Raw genomic sequence first — 20828 nt, forward strand, 5'->3', positions numbered from 1 at the left:
GAGCTAGCTTTTGGGCTCGGGCACGACATGCGGAATCGCGCTGTCGGTCACCGGCTCGGGTGTCTCGGTTTCGGGCTCCGGCTCGGGCGGCGGTGGGCCACCTTCGCTGGTCAGATCGGCCTCCTGTTCGGCCAGTTCCTCAGCGACTTCGGCCGGCGTTTCGGCGGGTTCAGGCGGCTCGGGCTCAGACGTCTCGGGTTCAGTGGGGGTGGAAACCATCACCTCGTCAATGGCGGCAGGCGCTTCGCCCACGGCGGGCGTGGTGGTGTCGCTGGCATCGACGCTTGGCGCTGCCGGCGGCGGCGCCAGGATGATGACATTGTCCGCGGGCTCCTCGGGGGGAACTGTTGCTGCCGCCTCTGGCTCAGCCTCGACGGCCTCCGGCTCGGCTTCAGCCGCCACCACTTCGGTGGCGACGACGGCGGCCGGGGCCACGGCCACCGGCGTAGCGGCGGCCTTGGACAGCAGATTGTCGGACGGGGGCAATTTGGGTTCGGGAACCGTTTCGGTCGGTTCGATCCGCTGCTCGTCCCGCGCGCCCATGCGGGCCTCGACCCGCGGTTGCAGCCGGGAGGCGCCCCAGAACACCAGCGGATTGAGCAGGATGGAAATCAGCGTGCCGGCGAGGATCAGCTGTAAAGCCTCGGGCGGCAGCAGCGCCAGCGCCACGCCCATACTGGCGAGGATGAAGGAAAACTCGCCGATCTGCGCCAGCGTGGCGGCCAGCTCGAGCGCCTGCCCCACCGGACGCCGGAACAGCACCATGACGGCAAACGCCGCCACCGACTTGCCCAGCATGATGATCAGCACAGTCGCCAGCAGCGGCAGCGGTTGGGTGAGGATAATGGCCGGATCGACCAGCATGCCGACCGCCATGAAGAACAGTACGGCAAAGGCATCGCGCAGCGGCAGGGTCTGCCGCGCCGCCCGGCCCAGACTGCCGCTTTCGCTCAGGATCATGCCGGCAAAGAACGCCCCCAGCGCCAGCGTCACGCCGAATAGCAAGGCCGCGCCCAGCGCCAGTGCCAGCGCGATCGCCACGATGGTCAGGCGGAACAATTCGCGCGAGGCCATGCGGGCCACGCCATGCAGCAGCCAGGGAATAACACTGCGCCCGGCCACCACCATGAAGCCGACAAAGGCCGCCAGCTTGATCGCCGTCAGGGCAATGGCGCCCCAGAGCCCGACCGAGGTGCCGAGCAGGCGTTCGACCAGTGACACGAAGGGGTCATAGACCTCCGTGTTACCACTGAGGCCGGCGACGGCAGGCAGCAGCAAAAGCACCAGAACCACGACCATATTCTGCAGAATAAGCCAGCTTTTCGCGTCATTTCCTGCAGCATGCTGACGGTTTTCTTGCAAAATGACGACGCCGGAGGCGACCGACAGGCCGAGGCCGAAGAGCAGCCCGGTATGGGGCTCCCAGCCCAGCAAAAATCCGAGCCCCAAGCCGAGCAAAATCCCCAAGGCGAGTTGCGCCAGCGCGCCGGTGATGGCCAGCGGACGCAAGCCCAAAATTTCCTTGAGCGAAACTTGTAGGCCCACGCCAAACATCAGCAGCACGATGCCGAATTCGGCCAGCTGGCGCCCCAATGCCGGATCAGCCACCAGCCCTGAGACATGCGGGCCGACCAAAATCCCGGCCAGCAGATAGCCCAGCACCGGCGGCAATTTGAGCCGATGCGCCAGCAGGCCCAGCAGGGCGGCCAGCACCAGGCCCACGGCAATCGTGGCAATCACGGGGGTGTCGTAGGGCATGATGGCTCCGTCGTTCGGGGCACGACCCGGGTGAATTGGCAGGCGTCAGACGATAATGAGCGCCGCAACCGAATGCGGCAACCCATTGTCTGTCGATGCAGCGGCCCAAGTTTGGCTTTGTTATGGCGCGGCCAGCGCCGTCGCCCTAGCGGTCGGCAGCGATGGCGGCGACGATGGGGGTCACGGCGGCCCGCATCGAGGCGGGCGTGTCGCCGGTGACGATGGCGCCCAACAGTGGAGCGGCAATGCCGGCGGCGCGCAGGCGCGGCATGTCGGCGGCGGTGAATTTGCGCTGGCTGGGCGCAATCACCGGAATGCCGGCCTCGGTGACTATCTCGCCATAGCGAACAATATCGGCATCGGTGAGCGGTTGGCCATAGCCGGAAAACTCGACAATGGACGCTTCCAGCATGGCGCCGGGCAGAGCGACGATGCGCGCGAGGTCATCCGGTGTGCTGTCGGACGACAAGGCCGGCATCGGGCGCAGCCGTGACTGCAGCAGATGCGGCTGCAGATGGGCGAAATAGACGTTGAAGCCTTCAAAGCCGAGATCGGCCAGCAGCTCCATTTCTTCGGCTGACGGTACAGTCTCCTGCCCCGCCATCAGCAGCAGCGGCGCACCGAGCTTACTCAACTGCTCGAAGAAGGGCCGTTCCTCGGCAAAGCTACCAAAACTAGTGCCGGTGGCGCGGTGATAGGCATTGAGATGGGTCTTGAGCGCCGTGGCCCCGGCATCGAGCGCCGCCTTGGCCAGATCGATATCGTGGCGCGCCAGCGAGACAATGACCGGAAATTCGCCGGTGGTGATGGCAGTGTGCAGCTTGGTTTCGGGATAGCGCATGGTCCGCTCCTTAGTTCAGGCGGGTGCCGGTGGCGGCATCGAACAGATGCAGCTGGGCCAGATCGGGGCGGATATGGATGGTGTCGCCGGGCCGGGCCTGCACGCGCTCGCGGAACACGCCAATGATGGTGTGCTCACCAATGGCCATGGTGACCTGGGTCTCCGAGCCCATCGGCTCGACCAAGGCAACCTTGGCGGCGATGCCGGCCTGATCCAGCGCCAGATGTTCGGGACGGATGCCATAGACCGCCTTGGCGCCGATATTGCCGGTGCCGGCAGGCAGTGGCAGCATTGTGCCGGCGGCAGCAAAGCCCTCGGCGGTGATGGTGCCGCTGATGAAATTCATCGACGGTGAGCCGATAAAGCCGGCAACGAACTGATTGACCGGGCGATCATAGAGATCGAGTGGCGCGCCGATCTGCTCGACCCGCCCAGCATTCATCACCACAATCTTGTCGGCCATGGTCATGGCTTCGACCTGGTCATGCGTCACATAGACGGTGGTGACGCCGAGGCGCTGGTGCAGGCTCTTGATCTCGCCGCGCATCACCACGCGCAATTTGGCGTCGAGATTGGACAGCGGCTCGTCAAACAGGAAGACCTGCGGATTGCGCACGATGGCGCGGCCCATGGCGACGCGCTGGCGCTGGCCGCCCGAGAGCTGGCGCGGGAAGCGGTCGAGATAGGGCTTGAGGCCCAAAATCTCGGCGGCCCAGTTCACCCGCTCGGCGATCTCGGCCTTGTTGCCGCCGCGATGCTCCAGCGAAAAGCCCATATTCTGCGCCACGCTCATATGCGGATAGAGCGCATAATTCTGGAACACCATGGCGATGTCGCGATCCTTGGGCTCCAGATCATTGACCACGCGGGCGCCGATGGAAATATCGCCATCAGTGATGGTTTCGAGCCCGGCAATCATACGCAGCAAAGTAGACTTGCCGCAGCCGGAGGGCCCGACCAGCACGACGAATTCACCATCGGCGATATCGACGTCGATGCCGTGGATGATGGCGAGGTCGCCATAGGACTTCTTGACGGATTTCAGGGTTACGGGAGCCATTTGGATATCCTTGTCAGCCCTTGAGGCCAGTATGGGCGAGGCCCTCGACGAACTGCTTCTGCGCCACGATGAACACCAGCAGCACCGGAATCGCGGTCATGGTCGCGGCGGCGAGCTGGATGTTCCACATGGCGCCGCCATAGGCGTCGGTGAACTGGGTCAGCGCCTGCGGCAGGGTGAACATATTGGTCGAGGAGAGGAACACGATGGGTTCGAGATAGAGGTTCCAGCTGTGCAGGAAGGTGAAGATCGCGACCGCACCCAGCGCCGGCTTGGCCAGCGGCAGGGCGATGATCCAGAAGATCTTGAACCGCCCCAGCCCATCGACGCGCGCGGCTTCCTCCAGCTCGCCCGGCAGGGCGATGAAGAACTGGCGCATGACGAAGGTGGCGAACACCGACGGCGCGCCAAAGATCGGCACCAGGATCAGCGGCCAGTGGGTGTTGATCATCCCCCATTTAAGGAAGATCTGGAACAGCGGCACGATGGTGACTTCGGACGGGATCAGCAGCCCGAGCAGCACCACCATGAAAATGGCGTTGGAGAAGGGAAAGCGGATGCGCGCGAAGGCATAGCCGGCCATCGACGAGATGATCATGGTGCCGATGGTGACCAGCGCCGCGATATAGGCCGAGTTCCAATATTGCTGGGCAAAGGGCTGCAGCTCGAACACCTTCTGATAGGTGGTGAAATCGAAGCGGCGCGGCCAGAGGTCCGGCGGGAAGGCGAAGATATCGCTGATCGGCTTGACCGATGAGGTGACCATCCACCAGGTCGGGAAGACGAAGGGGATCAGCAGCACGCACATCAGGCCATAAAGCCCGGTTTTCATGCGGAGCGAGAGATCAGTTTTCATAGAACACGATCCTCTTGCGCAACTGCCACTGGGCGAAGGTCAGGGCGGCGACGATGACGAACAGCAGGATCGACAAGGTCGAGCCGTAGCCGAAGAAATGGAACTGGAAGGCCTGCTGGTAGAGGTAATACACCAGCACGGTGGTGCTCATGCCCGGACCACCCTGGGTCAGCACCGCAATCTGGGCGAAGACCTGCAGCGAGCCGACAATGGTGATGATCGAGGTCAGCAGCATGGTGGGCGAAATCAGCGGCAGGGTGATGCGGCGGAATTGCTTGAAGTGCCCGGCCCCATCGACGCGCGCCGCTTCATACAGCTCCTTGGGTACGCCCTGCAGCGCGGCCAGGAACAGGATCATGTTGAGCCCGACATTCTTGAACACCTGCACCACCACCACCGAAACCATGGCGGTGGAGGGATGGCGCAGCCAGTTGGGGCCTTCGACGCCGATCATTTGCAGCATGCCGTTGATGCCGCCATTATTCTGCAACAGGAAGCTCCAGACGATGGTCCAGGCGACCAGCGAGACGACGACGGGCGAGAAGAACAGGGTGCGGAACACCACCATGGCCTTGAGCTTCTGGTCGAGCAACACGGCCAGCAGCAGCGCCAGCGACATGTTGAGCACGACCAACCCGGCCGAGAAGATGGCGGAGGACAGCAGCACCTGCGGCAGCGCCTTGTCGCTCAGCAGCATCTGGTAATTGGCGCTGCCGACGAAATTGAAGGTGTTGGCGAGCACGTTCCATTCATGCAGCGAATACCAGAACACCAGCCCGAGCGGGATCAGCACGAAAATGATGATGCCGAGCAGCTGCGGGGCGATGAACACATAGCCGGCGGCCGCATCGCGGCGTTCAATGGTCCAGAATGGACGTTTTCTGGGGGGAGATTCTGCCGTCAAGCTCATGCGGTGGTTCCTTCGTCTCCCTCCCCCTTGTGGGGAGGGATCAAGGGTGGGGGTGAGTCACGAACATTGCGCTCGCGGATAGTACCCCCACCCGACCCCTGCGGGGCCACCCTCCCCACAAGGGGGAGGGAGGCTGACTGCGAGTCAGGTGGTTGGCGCTTAGCGTGCGAGCAGCGGGTTGATGCTGTCGCAGACGGACTGCAGCACGGCCGGCACGTCGGCATCGGCAACCCACAGGCTGTCGAGGCTGGCGCGGACGGTCTGCTGGATCTGGGCGAAGTTGGTGTGGCCCGAGATCACCTTGCCGGTGCTGATGCCGTGGACGACGACAGTCTCGATCTGCTCAGGCGAGAGCAGCGGATTGGTGGTTGCCAGCGTCGTGGCGTTCAACAGGCTGGCACGGGCCGGCGGGAAGAACTGCGCCAGCTTCTGGCTGTTTTCCGGATTGGTGAAATAGCCGAGGAACTCGACGGCCAACTCGGTGTTGGGACGGTTTGCAAAGGCGCCGACACCGGCCTGACCGACCACGGAATACTCACCCGCCGGACCCTGCGGCAGCGGCACCAGATCCCAGGCGAACGGGTCTTCCTTCGGCAGCAGCGAAGCGCGCGAAATCTGGGTGATGGTCATCGCCGCGTCGCCGGTGAAGAAGTCGACATTCTCACCCGGTCCCGGCAGCGCACCATCGACGAAGATCGCGTTGTGAATGGTGGTCATGGCATCGACCATGGCCGGCTCGGTGAAGCCGCAGGTCTTGCCGTCGTCGCTCCAGGCATTGGCACCCCAGCCGCGCCACACGGCGGTCAGGTTCTGCCAGAGCTGGTAGTTGAAGTCGCGGACGATGAGGCCTTCCTTGTCGCCGGAAGCGGCGACGGCCTTGGCGGTGGCCAGGGCGTTGTCCCAGGTCCATTCGCCGGCAGCGATCATCTCGGCCGGGGTCTTGGCGCCGGCAGCGGTGATCAGATCGTTATTGGCGAACACCGCGAAAGGCGAGGTCGAGAAGGGATAGGCGAACAGCTGGTCGTCGCGCTTCCAAAGGGCCGTGGCCGAGTCGGTGACGTCAGCCAGATCATAGCCATCGGTCGCGGCGAAGGCGTCGCTCAGCGGTGCCAGCACGCCCGAATTGACGAAGTCGGCGGCGCTGGTTTCAAAGATCCAGGCCAGGTCGGGGGCGTTGCCGCCGGCGATCTGGGTGGTCAGCGTGGTCGAATAGCTGTCGAAGGGCAGCGGCTCGAAGGTCACGGTGACATTGGGATGGGTCGCCTTGAAGCCTGCGGCGATCTCGTTGAACACCGCCATATGGGCCTCGTTGGCGCTCCAGGTGGTCATGCGCAGATTGACGGCGTCCTGGGCCCAGGCAACGCCGCTCCAGGCGAGCGGCAGCAGAATGCCGGCCGCGGCCGCTGCAGATTTGAGATGGGTGATCTTGGTCATGATGGGTTTCCTCCTGTTGTATGCTTAGTAGCCGCGCACGTCTGGCCAGCGGATCTCGATCCCCTCGCCATAGAGCCGGGTCTGGAAGGCCTCGAGCTGGGCATCATTCTCCTGCACCGCATGCGGTGTGAGCCCGGTTTCGAGGCAGTGAGCGGCGAGCAGGCCGGCGACTTCGCCGACATTCCACTCCACCGGATGCAGGCGGTAGCAGCCATTGGTAATATGCGTGGTGCCGATATTCTTGCCCGCCGGCAGCAGGTTGCGCAGGCGCTGGGGCAGCAGTGCACCCAGCGGAATTTCGAAGGGGGAGGAGTCGACGTCGACATAATTGTCGCCGCCGGTCGAGGGATGCAGATCGATGCGGTACATGCCGATGCCGATGCTGTCGCGATATTGGCGCGACAGGGCATTGCCATGAATGAGCATCGAGACGTCCTGCTCGACAATGGTGGTGACCGCCTTGATGCGGCGGCTCTCACGGATATAGGGCGCCATGGCGAGGCCATGATCGGTGCCGGTCACATCGCCACGCAGGCGCAGACCCTTGAAGCCCTGCCCGCCATCGAGGCGCGGCGCCTCGGTCTGCAGCCAGTAGAACACCGAATAGGAGAGGTCGGCGGCAGCCTTGAGGTGGCGGGCCTTTTCCTCTTCCGAAACGTCGATGATGGAGCCTTCCATATAGTCGATCATCGGCCAGTTCACGAGGCAGATGTCCGAATTATAGGCACCGGGCACGAAGTTGCGGCGCGCCGCGATACGGCGGAAAGTCCACAGATTGCCATCGCCCGGATTGCGGCGCTGATCGGCATCGACCAGCAGCGGATCATCATCGGGATTGGGCGTGAACGAGCGCTCGACAATCTCCAGCGTGCGCGGATGCGGCGCCTTGAAGCCGAGCAGCGGGCCGCCCCAGAAGCTGGGCTGGTACTGGCGCCAGAAGTCGTAATTGTCCGGCTTGTCGATGGTGTGATCGCCATCGACATGATCGACGGCAAAGCACACCGAAACCGCCTGCACATTGTCGGGCTGCGCCACTTCGGGCGCGCTCGGCTCGCCGGTATTGTGGCGGCTCTCAAAGCCTGTGACATATTCGGTGCCGGTCATCGGCAGCAGATCACCCAGCTCGGTGGCGTCGATCACATAAGGCGCCGAGCAGGTGATTTCAGCGCCGGTATCGCGGTGGCGCACGGTGATGGCGCGGACAGTGTCGCCCTGCACATCGGCAGCGACGGGACGATAAGGCTGCAGCACGGTCAGCTTGCCGCCGCCGCGATAGGGCGCCAGCATGGCTTCGAGCACTGCAACGCCAGCGCGCGGCTCGGCGCAGAGGCGGCTGACCCAGCCGGCGCCGGGATTGAGATCGCCCCAGGCGCGGCTGGCCTCGGTCAGCGGATAATTGTCGCGATAATACTGGCGAATGCCATTGCGCAGTTTGCGATAGGAGCGGGTAATGCCGAACTGCTCGACCCAGCTATGCTCATCGGGCGGCACCGCCTGGCTGGTCAGTTGACCGCCGATCCAATCGAATTCCTCGGTCATGATGACCGAACGGCCATTGCGCAACGCGCCCAGAGCCGCCGCGACGCCGCCGAGGCCGCCGCCAATAATCAAGATATCTGCGCTGAGTTCTTTAATGGTCATTTGGTCCGCTTAGTCATGGCGCCGAGGGTTTCGCCCGCGACGGGTTCACAGGGGAGCAGCACTTGCTGCCCGGGTTCCTGGGTCTCCACCCGGCGCACCAGCATGCGGGCCGCACCGTGCCCCATGGCTTCGCGGGGGATGGAGAAGGAGGTAAATCGGGTGCCGGTCTGTTCGGCCCGGATGTGATTGCCCAGCACGACAATCGACAGATCGCCGGGAATGCTGAGACCGCGCTGCCGCGCCAGCCGCTCCACCAGGATGGCGTCGGCCAGTTCGATGAAGAAGGCGACGCTGGCCTGGCTGGCGATGAGGGTGTCGAGGGTCCCGGCCGCCGGCTGTGCGGCAGCCGGGACATGGGCAACGAAGTCCATGCCTTCGATGGCGCGGCTGAAACCGATCCAGCGATCGACGGTGGATTCGGCGCCCTGCGCAGGGCCGATATAGGCGATGCGCGAATGGCCAAGGTCGCGGGCCTGCTGCACCAACGTCGCCGTGGCCGCGGCATAGTCGGCGCCGACATAGGGCACCGGCCCCCCGGCATCGTTACGCCGCCCGACCGCGACAAAGGGATAATCGCCACCGACGAGGCGCGTCAGTTCGTCCTGATCGAATTCACGCCCTAGCACCAGACAGCCATCGGCCAGCCGCAGGCGGTTATTCTCGCTGAAAATCTTGCGCTGGCCCTGATGGGCCGCGCCGGTGAGCAGCAGCAGATCATAGCCGACCTGCTGGGCCGCTTCCTCGATGCCGAACAGGAAGGGCCCGAAAAAGTCGGCCTGCTCGCTGGGGAAAGCCGGCTCATAGGTGAACACGCCGATAATGCGATTGAGGCCCTTGGCCATGCGGCGGGCAATCGGATCGGCGACATAGCCGGTATCCCGAATGGCTTTCTGGACGCGGTCGCGGGTCTCTTGCGGGATGCGGCCTTCGGCGCTGGAGGCCGCATTGAGCACCAGCGAAACCGTCGCTTGGCTGACGCCAGCCAGTTGCGCAATATCCCGTTGCGTCAGTCGCTTTGAGCCCATCAACGGCGCTCCCCCATGAACAGCCATTCTGCTAATACGCATTAGCTGCTAATACGTATAAACGAATTAATTCTCAGACTGTCAAGCCGGATTCTAGAGGCAGCAAGGACACAGCGACAGCAGTCGGCCGCGCGCCCAACGCCTTCTGAGGGCGTGCGCTAGCAATGCTTCGAGGGGGAAGAAGGTGGGTTGGCCAGCTAATCCGGGCGTGAACGCCTAGGACAGCGCCGCGTCCACCAGCGCTTTGGCGTGCAGATCGGTGGTGTCATAGACCGGCAGTGGGCTGACCGAATCATCGATCAGCATGGTGATTTCGGTGCAGCCCAAAATCACTGCTTCAGCGCCGCGCCCGGCCAGCCGTTCGATGGCGTTGACATAGAGCCGGCGCGATTCCTCGCGCACAATGCCCCGGCACAGCTCGTCATAAATGATGCCATTGAGATTGGTGCGGTCGACTTCGGGGATCAGCGAGGCCAGCCCGCTGGCGGCCAGCCGGTCGCGGTAAAATCCCATTTCCATGGTGAAGCGCGTGCCCAGCAGCCCGACCGTCTCGAAGCCATCGGCGCGCAACGCCGCGCTGGTCGGATCGGCAATATGGATAAATGGCACCTGCACCGCGCCGCTGATCTGGTCGGCGACGATATGCATGGTGTTGGTGGCCAGCCCAATCACCTCGGCTCCTGCCGCTTCCAAGCTACGGGCAATCGCCGCCAGCTGCTGGCCGGCGCCGTCCCAGTCGCCCGCCGCCTGCATGGCGGCGATGGGGGCAAAATCGACCGAATGCACGATGATCGAGGCCGAATGCAGCCCGCCCAACCGCGCCGCAATGGTCTGGTTGATGACGCGATAATAATGCGCCGTCGATTCCCAGCTCATGCCGCCGATGAGGCCGATGGTTTTCATGCGGCGAAACGCTGCGGAATGTCGGCGAAGGCGGCCACGACCTTGTCATAGGCCGGCTTCTTGAAGGGCACGATCAGGCCCGGCGTGCGGCTGAGTTTTTCCCAGCGCCAGGCGTCGAACTCGGCCGGAAACTTGCCGCCACCGGGGCTGGTGACGTCGATTTCGTCATCCTGGCCGGTAAAGGCGAAGGCGAACCAGCGCTGCCGCTGACCACGGAACTTGCCCTTGAGGGCAACGCCCAGCGCCTCGTCCGGCAGGTCGTAATAGATCCATTCCGGCGCTTCGGCGAGCAGGCTCACACTGGTGATACTGGTTTCCTCATGCAGCTCGCGCAATGCGGCGCGCAGCGGATCTTCGCCAGCATCGATCCCGCCTTGCGGCATCTGCCAGGGGGCGCCCAGTCCAGCGCTGTTCTCGGGGTCGTCGCCGGATCGGCGTCGGCCGACAAACACCTGCCCCGCAGCATTGAACACGGCAATACCGACGCAATCACGATAGGGCAGGCTGTCTCGGTCAGGACGGGTGGTCATGGCAAAACTCTATTTCATCAGGGCGCTGGCCGGAACCAGCATGAAACCCTTGCTCTCAAGCTCGCGCGCCCATTCGGTCACCGCAGTCACCGAGATCGGCAGCGCACTGACAATACCAATTGCCTGGCCATTCTCCAGCGCTGTGGTTTCAAGGCTGGCAAGCGCTGCGAGAATGGATTGGCGCGACGGATTGGCGTCGATCACCAGATCGGCACGGGAGAACGGCACCTTGTTGCCGCCCGCCAGCTGCTGCGCCAGCGAACGGTTGGACGAGCCATCATCGAGATAGCCCAGCCCGCGCGCGCCCAGTTCTTCCATGACAGGCGAAAAATCAGCGGCGGCAGCGGTTAAGCGCGCGCCCATATTGTTGATCACCCCGACATAGCCGCCAAAGCGCGCCATCAGCCAGAACAGCTTGTCCAGATTGGCACGCGGCGCTTCGCCGGTGAGCAGCGTCTGCGGACCAGGATCGTTCTGCGGATAGTCGAAGGGCTCGAGCGGAATTTCCAGCAGCACTTCGTGGCCATCGGCCCGCGCCGTCGCCACCGTGCTCGGCAGCGACTTGCCATAGGGGGCGAAGGCCAGCGTGACGTCGCCGGGCAGATGGTCGATGGCCTCGAGCGAGCCCTGTTCGTTGATGCCCAGCCCGGTGACGATGACGGCGATCATCGGCAAGCCGCTGGTGACGGCCGCGATCGAGGGACGGGCATAGGCGGCAAACGGGGTCTGGCCACTGGCCGAAATGCGGGGTATCGGCCCTGCCCCGGTCTCCTCGCTGAGATCGGGCAACGCCCCGGACATATCGGACAGACCGGTGATGGAGCCGGCATCCGTGGTGCCGCTGGCCACTGCGGTTATCGAACTGCCGGCGGGGAATTGTTGGGGGTCGGCGGTGATGGTCACCGGGCCGGTGCTGACGGCACTGGCCACCGCATTGCTGTTGCGCGTCGAGGTGATGGCCACCTCCTCGCTGGGGCGACCGCCATTGGGGTCATCGGTCAGCACCAGACGCAGCACGAACGCCACCGCGATCAGCGCCAGCAGCGCGAACAGCGTGCGCGCAATCGGCAGATGCGGCCGCGGGCCAGGCTTGCGCTTGCGCCCGCTCAACGGCGTTGTCAGGTCATTGGCCATGGTTCACGAATTCCGCCCCGACACTAAAGACAGTGGGGGCGAGGCAGCGAATCAGCCGCCTCGCCCCCACCAATTTCATACCACAGCGGCCCGCTCGGCCGTCAGTCGGCCTTGGGCGGGAACGCCGCATCGGTCTCTTCGCCATTGATCAGGCGAATGGCATATTGCAGCTGGGTGTCGTCGGCCTTTTCGATCGGCACATAGACCGAGGAGCCGACGCTGGTTTCTTCCTGACCCTCGATCTTGATGTGGCCGGCCAGGCCCGCCTCACCAATGATCTCGTCGCGGCCCTGGAATTCAGCCGGCACCACCTGCTTGATCTCGATGTCGGGCGTAATGCCCAGCGCCTGGATCGAGCGGTTATTCGGTGTGTAATAGCGCGCCGTGGTCAACCGCATGGCGCCATCGGGGCCCAGCGAGATGATCGACTGCACACTGCCCTTGCCGAAGGAGCGCGTGCCCACCAGCGTGGCGCGCTTATGGTCCTGCAGCGCCCCGGCGACGATTTCGGCAGCCGAGGCCGAGCCGCCATTGATCAGAACCACCAGCGGCACATCGGCGATCATGGCATCGAGCGGATCGGGCTGGGCGTCATAGCGGGCGCTTTCCTCGGCGATACGGCCGCGCGTCAGCACCACCGCACCCTGCTTGAGGAAGGCGTCCGTCACATAGACTGACTGATCGACCAGGCCGCCCGGATTGTTGCGCAAATCCAGAATGATGCCCTTGGGGGCGACATCCTTGCGTTCGGCATAGATCGCCTTGAGCGCCGCCTCGAGGCCGACAAAAGCCTGCTCGGAGAAGCGCGACAGACGCAGCACGGCGACATCGCCTTCCATGCTCCAGCGCACGGCGCGCAGCGCGATGGTGGCGCGGGTCAGCTCGAAGCTGAGCAGATCGGGAACGCCCTCGCGGAACACCGAAATCTTGATCGAGGTGCCGATCGGCCCACGCATCTTTTCCACGGCTTCGTCCAGGGTCAGGCCCTGCGCCTGCACGCCATCGATCTCGACAATCAAGTCATTGGCCATGATGCCGGCCTTGGCCGCCGGGGTGTCATCGATGGGTGAGACCACCTTGACCACACCGTCTTCCATGGTGACTTCGATACCGAGACCACCGAACTCGCCGGTATTGCTCTCGCGCATATCGTCATAATCGGCCGGCGGCAGATAACCCGAATGCGGATCGAGCGAGGTCAGCATGCCCTGGATGGCGGCGCGGATCAGCTCCTGCTCATCCGGCGGATCGACATATTCGGCGCGAATCCGGTCGAAGATTTCGCCGAACAGGTTGAGGTCGGCATAGATCTCGAGCGGGTCACGCGGCGCCGCGGCATTTTCCTCCGGCGTCGGTTCGGGCTGCTCGGCCGCTGGCGCTGGTTCGGCTGGCGGGGCCGGCTCGACCGGGGGGGCTTGCTCGGCCGGCGGCGCCGGCACCGGTGTCGGTTCCTGGGCCATCAGCAGGCCGGTCGGCAGCGAGAGCGACAGGACAATAGCGAGCGTGCGAAGAGGAGTCAGGCGCATGAGGGTTCTATCCACTCTGTGTCAGGTTTGCCCACCATCCAGTTGGATCGACGGGCTCGTTGTTCTGTCGGAATTCAATATAGAGGGTCGGCTGGGCCGCGCCAGCATTGGTGGTGACCGAACGGCCAATTGTGCGTGATCCCATCGTGCCCAGCGGCATGCCCATTTGCACGAACTGGCCGATGTCCACACTGATGGCGTCCAAACCCGCCAACAATGCGGTGTAGTTCTGCCCCGTATTGAGAATGACGATTTGGCCGTAATTGAGGTAAGGCCCTTTATACAGCACCCAGCCATCGGCCGGCGCCACCACCTGCGCCTCGGCACGGGTGACCACCGAGATGCCGTGGCTGATGCCACCAAAGCCGTCTCCGGCGCCGTAATCAAGCACATTGACGCCATTGGCCGGCATGGTGAGATAGCCCCTGGCGGCGCCAAACGGGATGGCCGGCTCGGTACGGGCACTATTGGCCAGCGCCAGCTGCACCGCCTCGGCGGTGAGTACCGGCGCATCGGGGTCGATATTGGCATCAGCCGCGGCACTGGCGCTGGAGACCGAAGTGGCGCGCTGCGACAGGCTGCCGATCAGCTCCTGCAAACTCGTGGCCCGCGCTGCCAGAGCCACCGCCTCGGCCTCTTCGGCCGCCAGCTCCGTGCTGCGCATCGTGATGCCCTGCCGGCGGGCCACAATCAGCGTGGCGATGCGCAGGCGCTCCTCTTCCAGCACCGAGTAATTGGCCTTGAGCGTGGCCTCTTCGGCCAGCGCCTGCGCCTTGATGTCGGTCAGCGCCGTGAGGTCGGCCGTCACCGCATCGGCGCGGGTGCGCAGCTGCGGCACGATGGCGGCAATCAGCATGGCGCTGCGGGCCGAACCCAGGGCATCGTCAGGGTCGACGATCAGCGCCGGGGGTGGATTGAGGCTGATGCGCTCCAGCGCCGCCAGCACATTGGCGATCTCGGCCTTGGAGCCATCGAGCCGCCCGCGCACTTCCAGTTCGGAGATGATCAGCGTCGACAGCCGATCCTCGATATCGGCCACTTCGATTTCCGCCAGCTTGACGCGTTGCGCCGCTGCGATCAGCGCCGCGTTCTGCTTGGTGCGGTCGCCTTCCATTTCGGCAATCTCGGCCTTGAGCGCATCGATGCGCTCCTGGCTCAGGCTCAGCGAGGCTTCCACCGCTGCAAGATCTTCCGGCGTCGGTGCGGCTTCCACCGCTGGTTCTGCCGGCGTCTCAGCCGTTGGCACGGCCTCGGCCGGGGGCGGCGTCGTCTCCAGCTGGGCGAGCACAGGCAGGGTCGCCACGCCCGCCAATAACAGGCTGGCCAGCACCAATCCCAGTCTCTTGCCCGGCCCGACCGCCATGACGTCTCCAGCAGAAGCGCTACGCGCCCGAATCATTCCTCGCACCATAGCAAGCCGCCCCCAAACCGCAGGTTAACGTTGCTTAACCATGACGTGATGATCGTGCCGCTCAATCGCCGCGATGGTAGGGGTGGCCGCTGAGGATGGTGGTGGTGCGGTAGAGCTGTTCGGCCAGCATGATGCGGACCAGTTGGTGCGGCCAGGTCAGCGGGGAAAAGCTCAGCACCAGATCAGCCTTGGCCACGAAATCGGGCTCCAGCCCATCGGCGCCGCCTATGACGAAGCTGACGGCCGGGCGGCCATCATCGCGCCAGCGGCCGATCTGCTTGGCCAAGGCTTCCGAGCCGATGGCCTTGCCGCGTTCGTCCAGCGCCACCACGATGCCATCGGGCAAAGCGGCGCGTAACGCTTTGGCCTCGTCAGCCTTGCGGCTGGCCGAGGACGAAGCACGAGATTCGGTGAGTTCGATAATGTCGAAGCCGGTCAGCGCCAGCGATTTGCCGCCGCCGACCGCGCGATCGAGATAGCGGGAAATCATCTCCCGCTCCGGCCCGGCCTTCATTCGGCCGACAGCCGCGATTGTCAGGCGCATAGGCGCTTAGTGGGCGTCGGCCGCGAAATCGGCCTGCCACATTTTTTCGATATTGTAGAACTCGCGCACTTCCGGACGGAAGATATGCACGATGACGTCGCCGGCATCGAGCAGGACCCAGTCGCAATGCGGCAGGCCCTCGATGCGCGGCTTGTCGAAGCCGGCTTCGCGCAGGGCCTTGACCATCTGGTCGGCCACGGCGCCGACATGGCGCTGGCTACGGCCTGAGGCGACGACCATATGGTCGGCCAGCGAGGACTTGCCAGTGATGTCCACGGCAACGATTTCCTCGGCCTTGGCATCGTCAAGGCAATCAAGGATCACGTCGATCATCGGGCGTTCCGGAGTTGTCTGGGAAGCGGTGGGAGCGGAAACGGTGTTCTCGGGCAGCGCGGCCATCAGCAATGGCCTTCCGCCCATGCCAGTGCATGGGTCATGCGTGGGGTCAGCATCCTTGGTTGTTGATCGGAATGTTGCAGGCGTTGTGAAAACGACAAGCAGTCAGTTCCTGTTCAGGTGACTAAATCACAAACTTCAATATGCGCTTTCTGCAAGCATTTCGCAAGATTGCCGCTCACATTGGCTTGTTGTGTTGCTGGCGTGCCCGAATCGCCGAGGACGAGAGGGCAGATTGGCGGCCATGCAGATAGACCCAGGCCGGCGCCGGCAACGATGCCAGCAGCGGCGCGTCGGCCTCATCGAGCCGCCAGCGGGCCAGCGCATTGGCGGCCAGCGACACCGGCGCCCGACGCCCCGAACCGGGCCGCACATAGACCGCCATGGGCACCATGGCCGCGATATCGCGCCAGCGTTCCCAGCGGTGAAAATCGACCAGATTATCGGCGCCCATGATCCAGACAAAGCGCCGATCCGGCAGCGCCTCGGTGAGGAAGCGGATGGTCTGCCAGGAGTAACTAAACCCTTGAGCGGCCTCAAAACCCGTCACCCGCACCTGCGGATGAACCAGCAGCTTGCGGGCAGCCTCAACCCGGTCGGCCAACGGCGCCAGCTCGTCATGGTTCTTGAGTGGATTGCCCGGCGTCACCAGCACCCAGATGACGTCAAGCTGCAGCCGGCGCAGCGTCTCTTCCAGCACCAGCCCATGGCCTTCATGGATGGGATTGAAGCTGCCGCCGAACAGCCCGATGCGCATGCCGGCCCCGGAGGGCGGCAGCTCGGTGATCCCGGGGATGCGGATGGGCGCGCGCAGAGTCAAAGCGCGCCCCGGACGGCGGGTCTGCGTCCCCTCACGGCCGCGTCTGGCCGTTGCCGCGGACGCGATATTTGAAGCTGGTGAGCTGTTCCACACCGACCGGCCCGCGCGCATGCATTTTGCCGGTGGCGATACCGATCTCGCCGCCAAAGCCGAACTCGCCGCCATCGGCGAACTGGGTGGAGGCGTTGTGCACCAGAATCGCCGAGTCGATTTCGTTGAAGAATTTTTCAACCGCCGCCGCATCTTCGGCGATGATCGCCTCGGTGTGGTGGCTCGAATAGGTCTCGATATGGGCAATGGCCGCGTCGACGCTATCCACGAGCTTCACCGCAATGATCGCGTCCTCATATTCGGTGCGCCAATCCGCTTCGGTCGCGGCTTTGGCTTCTGGCACCAGCGCCATCACCGCCGCGTCACCGCGGATTTCGCAGCCCTTGGCGATAAGCGCCTCGATGATCGGCACCAAATGAGTGTTGGCCACGTCGCGATGCACCAGCAGCGTTTCCGCCGCGCCGCACACGCCAGTGCGCCGCATCTTGGCGTTGAGGGTGACGTTGACGGCCTTCTCCAGATCGGCGCTCTTGTCGATATAGACATGCACCAGCCCTTCGAGATGGGCGAACACCGGCACGCGCGCCTCGTCCTGCACCCGAGCGACCAGCGTCTTGCCGCCGCGGGGCACGATGACGTCGATATTGCCGTCCAGCCCCTTCAGCATTTCGCCCACGGCAGCGCGGTCGGTGGTCGGCACCAGCTGCACGCATTCGGCCGGCAGGCCGGCCAGGTGCAGCCCGTCCAGCAGGCATTCGACAATGGCGTGGCTGGAGTGGATGCTGTCGCTGCCGCCGCGCAGGATCACCGCATTGCCCGACTTGATGCACAGCGCGCCAGCATCGGCGGTGACATTGGGGCGCGATTCAAAAATCACCCCGATGACGCCGAGCGGCGTGCGCACGCGTTCGATATGCAGGCCATTGGGCCGATCCCATTCGGCGATGGTGGCGCCGACCGGATCGGGCAGCTCGGCAATAATCTTCACCGCGTCAACAATGCCGTCGATGCGCGCGTCGTTCAGCTCCAGCCGATCGAGAAAGGCGCTGGAAATGCCCTTGTCGCGTGCCGCCGCCATATCCTGCGCATTGGCGGCGAGGATTTTCTTGCGGTGAGCGTTGATGGCGCCGGCAGCGGTCAGCAGCGCCGTGCGCTTCTGCTCCGATGTAGCCAGGGCCAAGGCGCGCGCGCCGATGCGGGCGTTGCGGCCCAGTTCGGCCATGATGGTGGCGACCGACGCAGCGGCGTCATGGGCGTTCATTGACTGTCCTCCTTGGTGCCGACCAGCACCAGATTGTCCCGATGCACCAGAGCGGCGCGATTGCTGGGGCCGAGCAGCGACTGCACGGTGTCGCTGCGCTTGCCCATGACCAGCCGCGCATCTTCGCTGTTGAGCCCGGCCAGGCCCCGGGCGATTTCGGCCCCGTCTGGGTTGAGCACGGCAATGGCGTCGCCGCGCTCGAACTCGCCGCTCACCTTGGTGACGCCGATCGGCAGCAGCGATTTGCCGGTGCGCAGGGCGCGCGCCGCGCCGGCATCGACCTGCAGCGTGCCGGACACGGCCAGCGTGCCCATGATCCAGCGTTTGCGCGCTTGCGCCCGGCTATGGGCGGGGTGAAACAAAGTATGCCGACCGCCTTCGGTCAGCGCCTGCAGCGGATGGTTCTCGGTGCCTTTGGCGATGATCATTGCCGTGCCGGCCTGGGTCGCGATCTTGCCGGCTTCCACCTTGGTGGTCATGCCGCCGCGCGACAGATGGCTGGCGGCGCCCCCCGCCATCGCCTCGATCTCCGGCGTGATGGCGCGGACCAGCGGCAAATGGGTGGCATTGGGGTCTTTGGCCGGCGGGGCGGTATAGAGCCCGTCAATATCGCTGAGCAGCACCAGACAATCGGCCTCGATCATCGTGGCGACGCGGGCCGACAGGCGATCATTGTCGCCATAGCGGATTTCGGCAGTGGCGACGCTGTCATTCTCATTGATGATCGGAATGGCGCCCAACCCGAGCAGGGTGGCTATGGTGGTGCGGGCGTTGAGATAATAGCGCCGCTCTTCGGTGATATTGGGCGTGATGAGAATCTGCCCGGTCACAATGCTGTGCCGACCCAGCGCCTCGGCCCAGGCCTGGCTCAGGGCAATCTGCCCGGCGCTGGCCGCCGCCTGGCTCTGTTCAAGCGTCAGCGCCACTGCCGACAGGCCCAGCAGTCCCCGCCCCAGCGCGATGGCGCCCGAGGAGACGATCACCACCTCGCAGCCACTGGCTTGCAGCGCTGCGATATCGGTGGCGATGCTGGCCAGCCAGTCGGCGCGCAGCCGACCGGCCTTGTCGACCAGCAGCGCCGAACCGATCTTGATGGTCAGCCGTTTATAGGGCGCGAGGGCGTTCACCTGGTCGGCCGCCGCAATGACTACGGCGCCCAATTGGGCTCAGCCTTGCGACGGGAGGCTTCGAGCTTGGCGGCCTTTTCGGCATCCAGCGTTTCGATGATGCCATAGAGCACCATATCGACGCCCTGCCCGGTCACGGCGGACACCTGCAGCACGTCCTGCTTGCTCAGCTTCTTGAGGGTTTTGACCTTGTCCTTGAGCTCGTCGGCCGGGATGGAATCCACCTTGTTGATCACCACCAGCTCAGGCTTTTCGCCCAGCAGCGGATCATAGGCCGCCAATTCGCCGCGAATGGTCTTATAGGCCAGGCCGACGTCTTCCTGGGTGCCGTCGATCAGATGGATCAGCACGCCGCAGCGTTCCACATGGCCGAGGAAGCGGTCGCCAATGCCGGCGCCTTCGCTGGCGCCTTCGATCAACCCAGGAATATCGGCCAGCACGAAATCGCGCTCACCAATGGAAACCACGCCCAGATTGGGATGCAGCGTGGTGAAGGGATAATCGGCAATCTTGGGCTTGGCGGCCGAGACCGCGGCGAGGAAGGTCGACTTGCCGGCATTGGGCATGCCGACCAGACCCGCATCGGCAATCAGCTTGAGCCGCAGCCAGATCCACTTTTCCACGCCCGGAATGCCCGGATTGGCGTGACGCGGTGCCTGATTGGAGCTGGTCTTGAAATGGGCATTGCCGAAGCCGCCATTGCCGCCGCTGAGCAGCACGACGCGCTGGCCGACTTCGGTCATGTCGGCGATCAGTGTCTCGTTGTCGTCTTCAAACACCTGCGTGCCGGCCGGTACGCGCAGCACGATGTCGCCGCCATCGGCACCGGTGCGGTTCTTGCCCATGCCATGGACACCGGTCTTGGCCTTGAAGTGCTGCTGGTAGCGATAATCGATCAGCGTATTGAGCCCGTCGACGCATTCGAGCACGACGTCACCGCCGCGCCCGCCATTGCCGCCATTGGGACCGCCGAATTCGACGAATTTTTCACGCAGGAACGACACGGAGCCGCCACCGCCGTCGCCGGAGCGCACATAGACCTTGGCCTGGTCGAGGAACTTCATTTTTCTCTGGCCTTCCAGACGCCACGCGTCAGTTTGGTGTCGATATGCTCCACCTCGGCGTCGCGCGCAAGGCAGAGCAGGGTTGAGCGTCCGGTTTGGGTAAACCCGAGCTTGGTTTGAATAGCGAGCGAAGCCGCATTGAAATGGAACACGCCCGAGTAAATCACTGGCGCCACCGAGATGGCAAAGAACCAATCGAGGCTAGCCACGACCGCTTCGGTCATGATGCCGCGTCCCCAGAAGGGCCGCCCCAGCCAATAGCCGAGAACCGGGCCGCTGGCCCCCTGATGAAAGCCGACATGGCCGGCAAAGCCCTCGCCCGGCAGCTCGATGGAGAAATTGGTCTCCTCGGGCGGCAGGCCGGGCAGACGGGTGCGCAGCCATGCCTTGGCGTCGCTCAGATGATAGGGGAATGGCACCCGCGCCAGATTGCCGGCCACGCCGAAATCATTGAGATAGCGGGCGATCGGCTCGGCATCGCCCAATTGGGGCGGCCGCAGGATGAAGCGGGGCGTGCGCAGCGTGACATTCATGAC

Annotated in this window: 20 protein-coding genes; all 20 read right to left on the reverse strand. The window is 64.3% G+C overall.

What is annotated here, in order from left to right:
- Window positions 1-3: 3 nt before the first annotated feature.
- The 20 genes from ACX3OZ_RS06360 to ACX3OZ_RS06455 all read right to left on the reverse strand — a co-directional run bounded on the left by ACX3OZ_RS06360 (window position 4) and on the right by ACX3OZ_RS06455 (window position 20825).
- A complete protein-coding gene (locus ACX3OZ_RS06360) occupies window positions 4-1758 on the reverse strand; it encodes a cation:proton antiporter (protein WP_459093903.1) in 1755 nt (584 codons plus the stop codon).
- A 145-nt stretch (window positions 1759-1903) separates the two neighbouring features.
- Window positions 1904-2599 (reverse strand): hypothetical protein, encoded by a 696-nt coding sequence (locus tag ACX3OZ_RS06365; protein WP_459093904.1) that lies wholly within the window; start codon window positions 2597-2599, stop codon window positions 1904-1906.
- Window positions 2600-2609: 10 nt separating this feature from the next.
- Window positions 2610-3659, reverse strand: coding sequence for an ABC transporter ATP-binding protein (locus tag ACX3OZ_RS06370; RefSeq protein WP_459093905.1), 1050 nt, complete (start codon window positions 3657-3659; stop codon window positions 2610-2612).
- A 13-nt stretch (window positions 3660-3672) separates the two neighbouring features.
- Window positions 3673-4515 carry a carbohydrate ABC transporter permease gene (locus ACX3OZ_RS06375; RefSeq protein WP_459093906.1) on the reverse strand — a complete coding sequence of 281 codons (843 nt, stop codon included), beginning with the start codon at window positions 4513-4515 and terminating at the stop codon, window positions 3673-3675.
- The gene (locus ACX3OZ_RS06380) at window positions 4505-5425 is read right to left on the reverse strand and encodes a carbohydrate ABC transporter permease (protein ID WP_459093907.1); all 921 of its coding nucleotides are present in this window, start codon (window positions 5423-5425) and stop codon (window positions 4505-4507) included. The genes ACX3OZ_RS06375 and ACX3OZ_RS06380 overlap by 11 nt, the downstream gene beginning before the upstream one ends.
- A gap of 159 nt (window positions 5426-5584) precedes the next feature.
- On the reverse strand, window positions 5585-6859 hold the full coding sequence (locus ACX3OZ_RS06385) for an extracellular solute-binding protein (RefSeq protein WP_459093908.1): 1275 nt from the start codon (window positions 6857-6859) through the stop codon (window positions 5585-5587).
- 24 nt (window positions 6860-6883) lie between these two features.
- Entirely contained in the window at window positions 6884-8500 is a 1617-nt protein-coding gene (locus tag ACX3OZ_RS06390; RefSeq protein WP_459093909.1) for an FAD-dependent oxidoreductase, read from the reverse strand.
- Complete coding sequence (locus ACX3OZ_RS06395) at window positions 8497-9528, reverse strand: LacI family DNA-binding transcriptional regulator (protein WP_459093910.1); 1032 nt, start codon at window positions 9526-9528, stop codon at window positions 8497-8499. The genes ACX3OZ_RS06390 and ACX3OZ_RS06395 overlap by 4 nt, the downstream gene beginning before the upstream one ends.
- Window positions 9529-9741: 213 nt before the next feature.
- Complete coding sequence (locus ACX3OZ_RS06400; protein WP_459093911.1) at window positions 9742-10428, reverse strand: aspartate/glutamate racemase family protein; 687 nt, start codon at window positions 10426-10428, stop codon at window positions 9742-9744.
- Window positions 10425-10958, reverse strand: coding sequence for an RNA pyrophosphohydrolase (locus ACX3OZ_RS06405; RefSeq protein ID WP_459093912.1), 534 nt, complete (start codon window positions 10956-10958; stop codon window positions 10425-10427). The genes ACX3OZ_RS06400 and ACX3OZ_RS06405 overlap by 4 nt, the downstream gene beginning before the upstream one ends.
- A 9-nt stretch (window positions 10959-10967) precedes the next feature.
- The gene (locus ACX3OZ_RS06410; RefSeq protein WP_459104062.1) at window positions 10968-12092 is read right to left on the reverse strand and encodes a divergent polysaccharide deacetylase family protein; all 1125 of its coding nucleotides are present in this window, start codon (window positions 12090-12092) and stop codon (window positions 10968-10970) included.
- A gap of 101 nt (window positions 12093-12193) precedes the next feature.
- Window positions 12194-13618: a S41 family peptidase gene (locus tag ACX3OZ_RS06415; protein ID WP_459104063.1), complete on the reverse strand. Its 1425-nt coding sequence runs from the start codon at window positions 13616-13618 to the stop codon at window positions 12194-12196.
- A gap of 7 nt (window positions 13619-13625) precedes the next feature.
- On the reverse strand, window positions 13626-14981 hold the full coding sequence (locus ACX3OZ_RS06420; RefSeq protein ID WP_459093915.1) for a murein hydrolase activator EnvC family protein: 1356 nt from the start codon (window positions 14979-14981) through the stop codon (window positions 13626-13628).
- A 109-nt stretch (window positions 14982-15090) separates the two neighbouring features.
- Window positions 15091-15573, reverse strand: a complete 483-nt coding sequence (rlmH, locus tag ACX3OZ_RS06425; protein ID WP_459093916.1) for a 23S rRNA (pseudouridine(1915)-N(3))-methyltransferase RlmH — start codon at window positions 15571-15573, stop codon at window positions 15091-15093.
- A gap of 6 nt (window positions 15574-15579) precedes the next feature.
- The gene (rsfS, locus tag ACX3OZ_RS06430; protein WP_459093917.1) at window positions 15580-15972 is read right to left on the reverse strand and encodes a ribosome silencing factor; all 393 of its coding nucleotides are present in this window, start codon (window positions 15970-15972) and stop codon (window positions 15580-15582) included.
- Window positions 15973-16147: 175 nt separating this feature from the next.
- Window positions 16148-16789 carry a nicotinate-nucleotide adenylyltransferase gene (locus tag ACX3OZ_RS06435; protein WP_459093918.1) on the reverse strand — a complete coding sequence of 214 codons (642 nt, stop codon included), beginning with the start codon at window positions 16787-16789 and terminating at the stop codon, window positions 16148-16150.
- Between the two features lie 31 nt (window positions 16790-16820).
- Window positions 16821-18101, reverse strand: a complete 1281-nt coding sequence (locus ACX3OZ_RS06440) for a glutamate-5-semialdehyde dehydrogenase (RefSeq protein WP_459093919.1) — start codon at window positions 18099-18101, stop codon at window positions 16821-16823.
- Window positions 18098-19228 (reverse strand): glutamate 5-kinase, encoded by a 1131-nt coding sequence (gene proB, locus ACX3OZ_RS06445; RefSeq protein WP_459094779.1) that lies wholly within the window; start codon window positions 19226-19228, stop codon window positions 18098-18100. Before proB ends, ACX3OZ_RS06440 begins: the two co-directional genes overlap by 4 nt.
- A 20-nt stretch (window positions 19229-19248) precedes the next feature.
- Entirely contained in the window at window positions 19249-20292 is a 1044-nt protein-coding gene (gene obgE / locus ACX3OZ_RS06450; protein WP_459093920.1) for a GTPase ObgE, read from the reverse strand.
- Entirely contained in the window at window positions 20289-20825 is a 537-nt protein-coding gene (locus ACX3OZ_RS06455) for a GNAT family N-acetyltransferase (RefSeq protein ID WP_459093921.1), read from the reverse strand. Before ACX3OZ_RS06455 ends, obgE begins: the two co-directional genes overlap by 4 nt.
- Window positions 20826-20828 lie beyond the last annotated feature (3 nt).

This window comes from Devosia sp. A369, assembly GCF_054489345.1.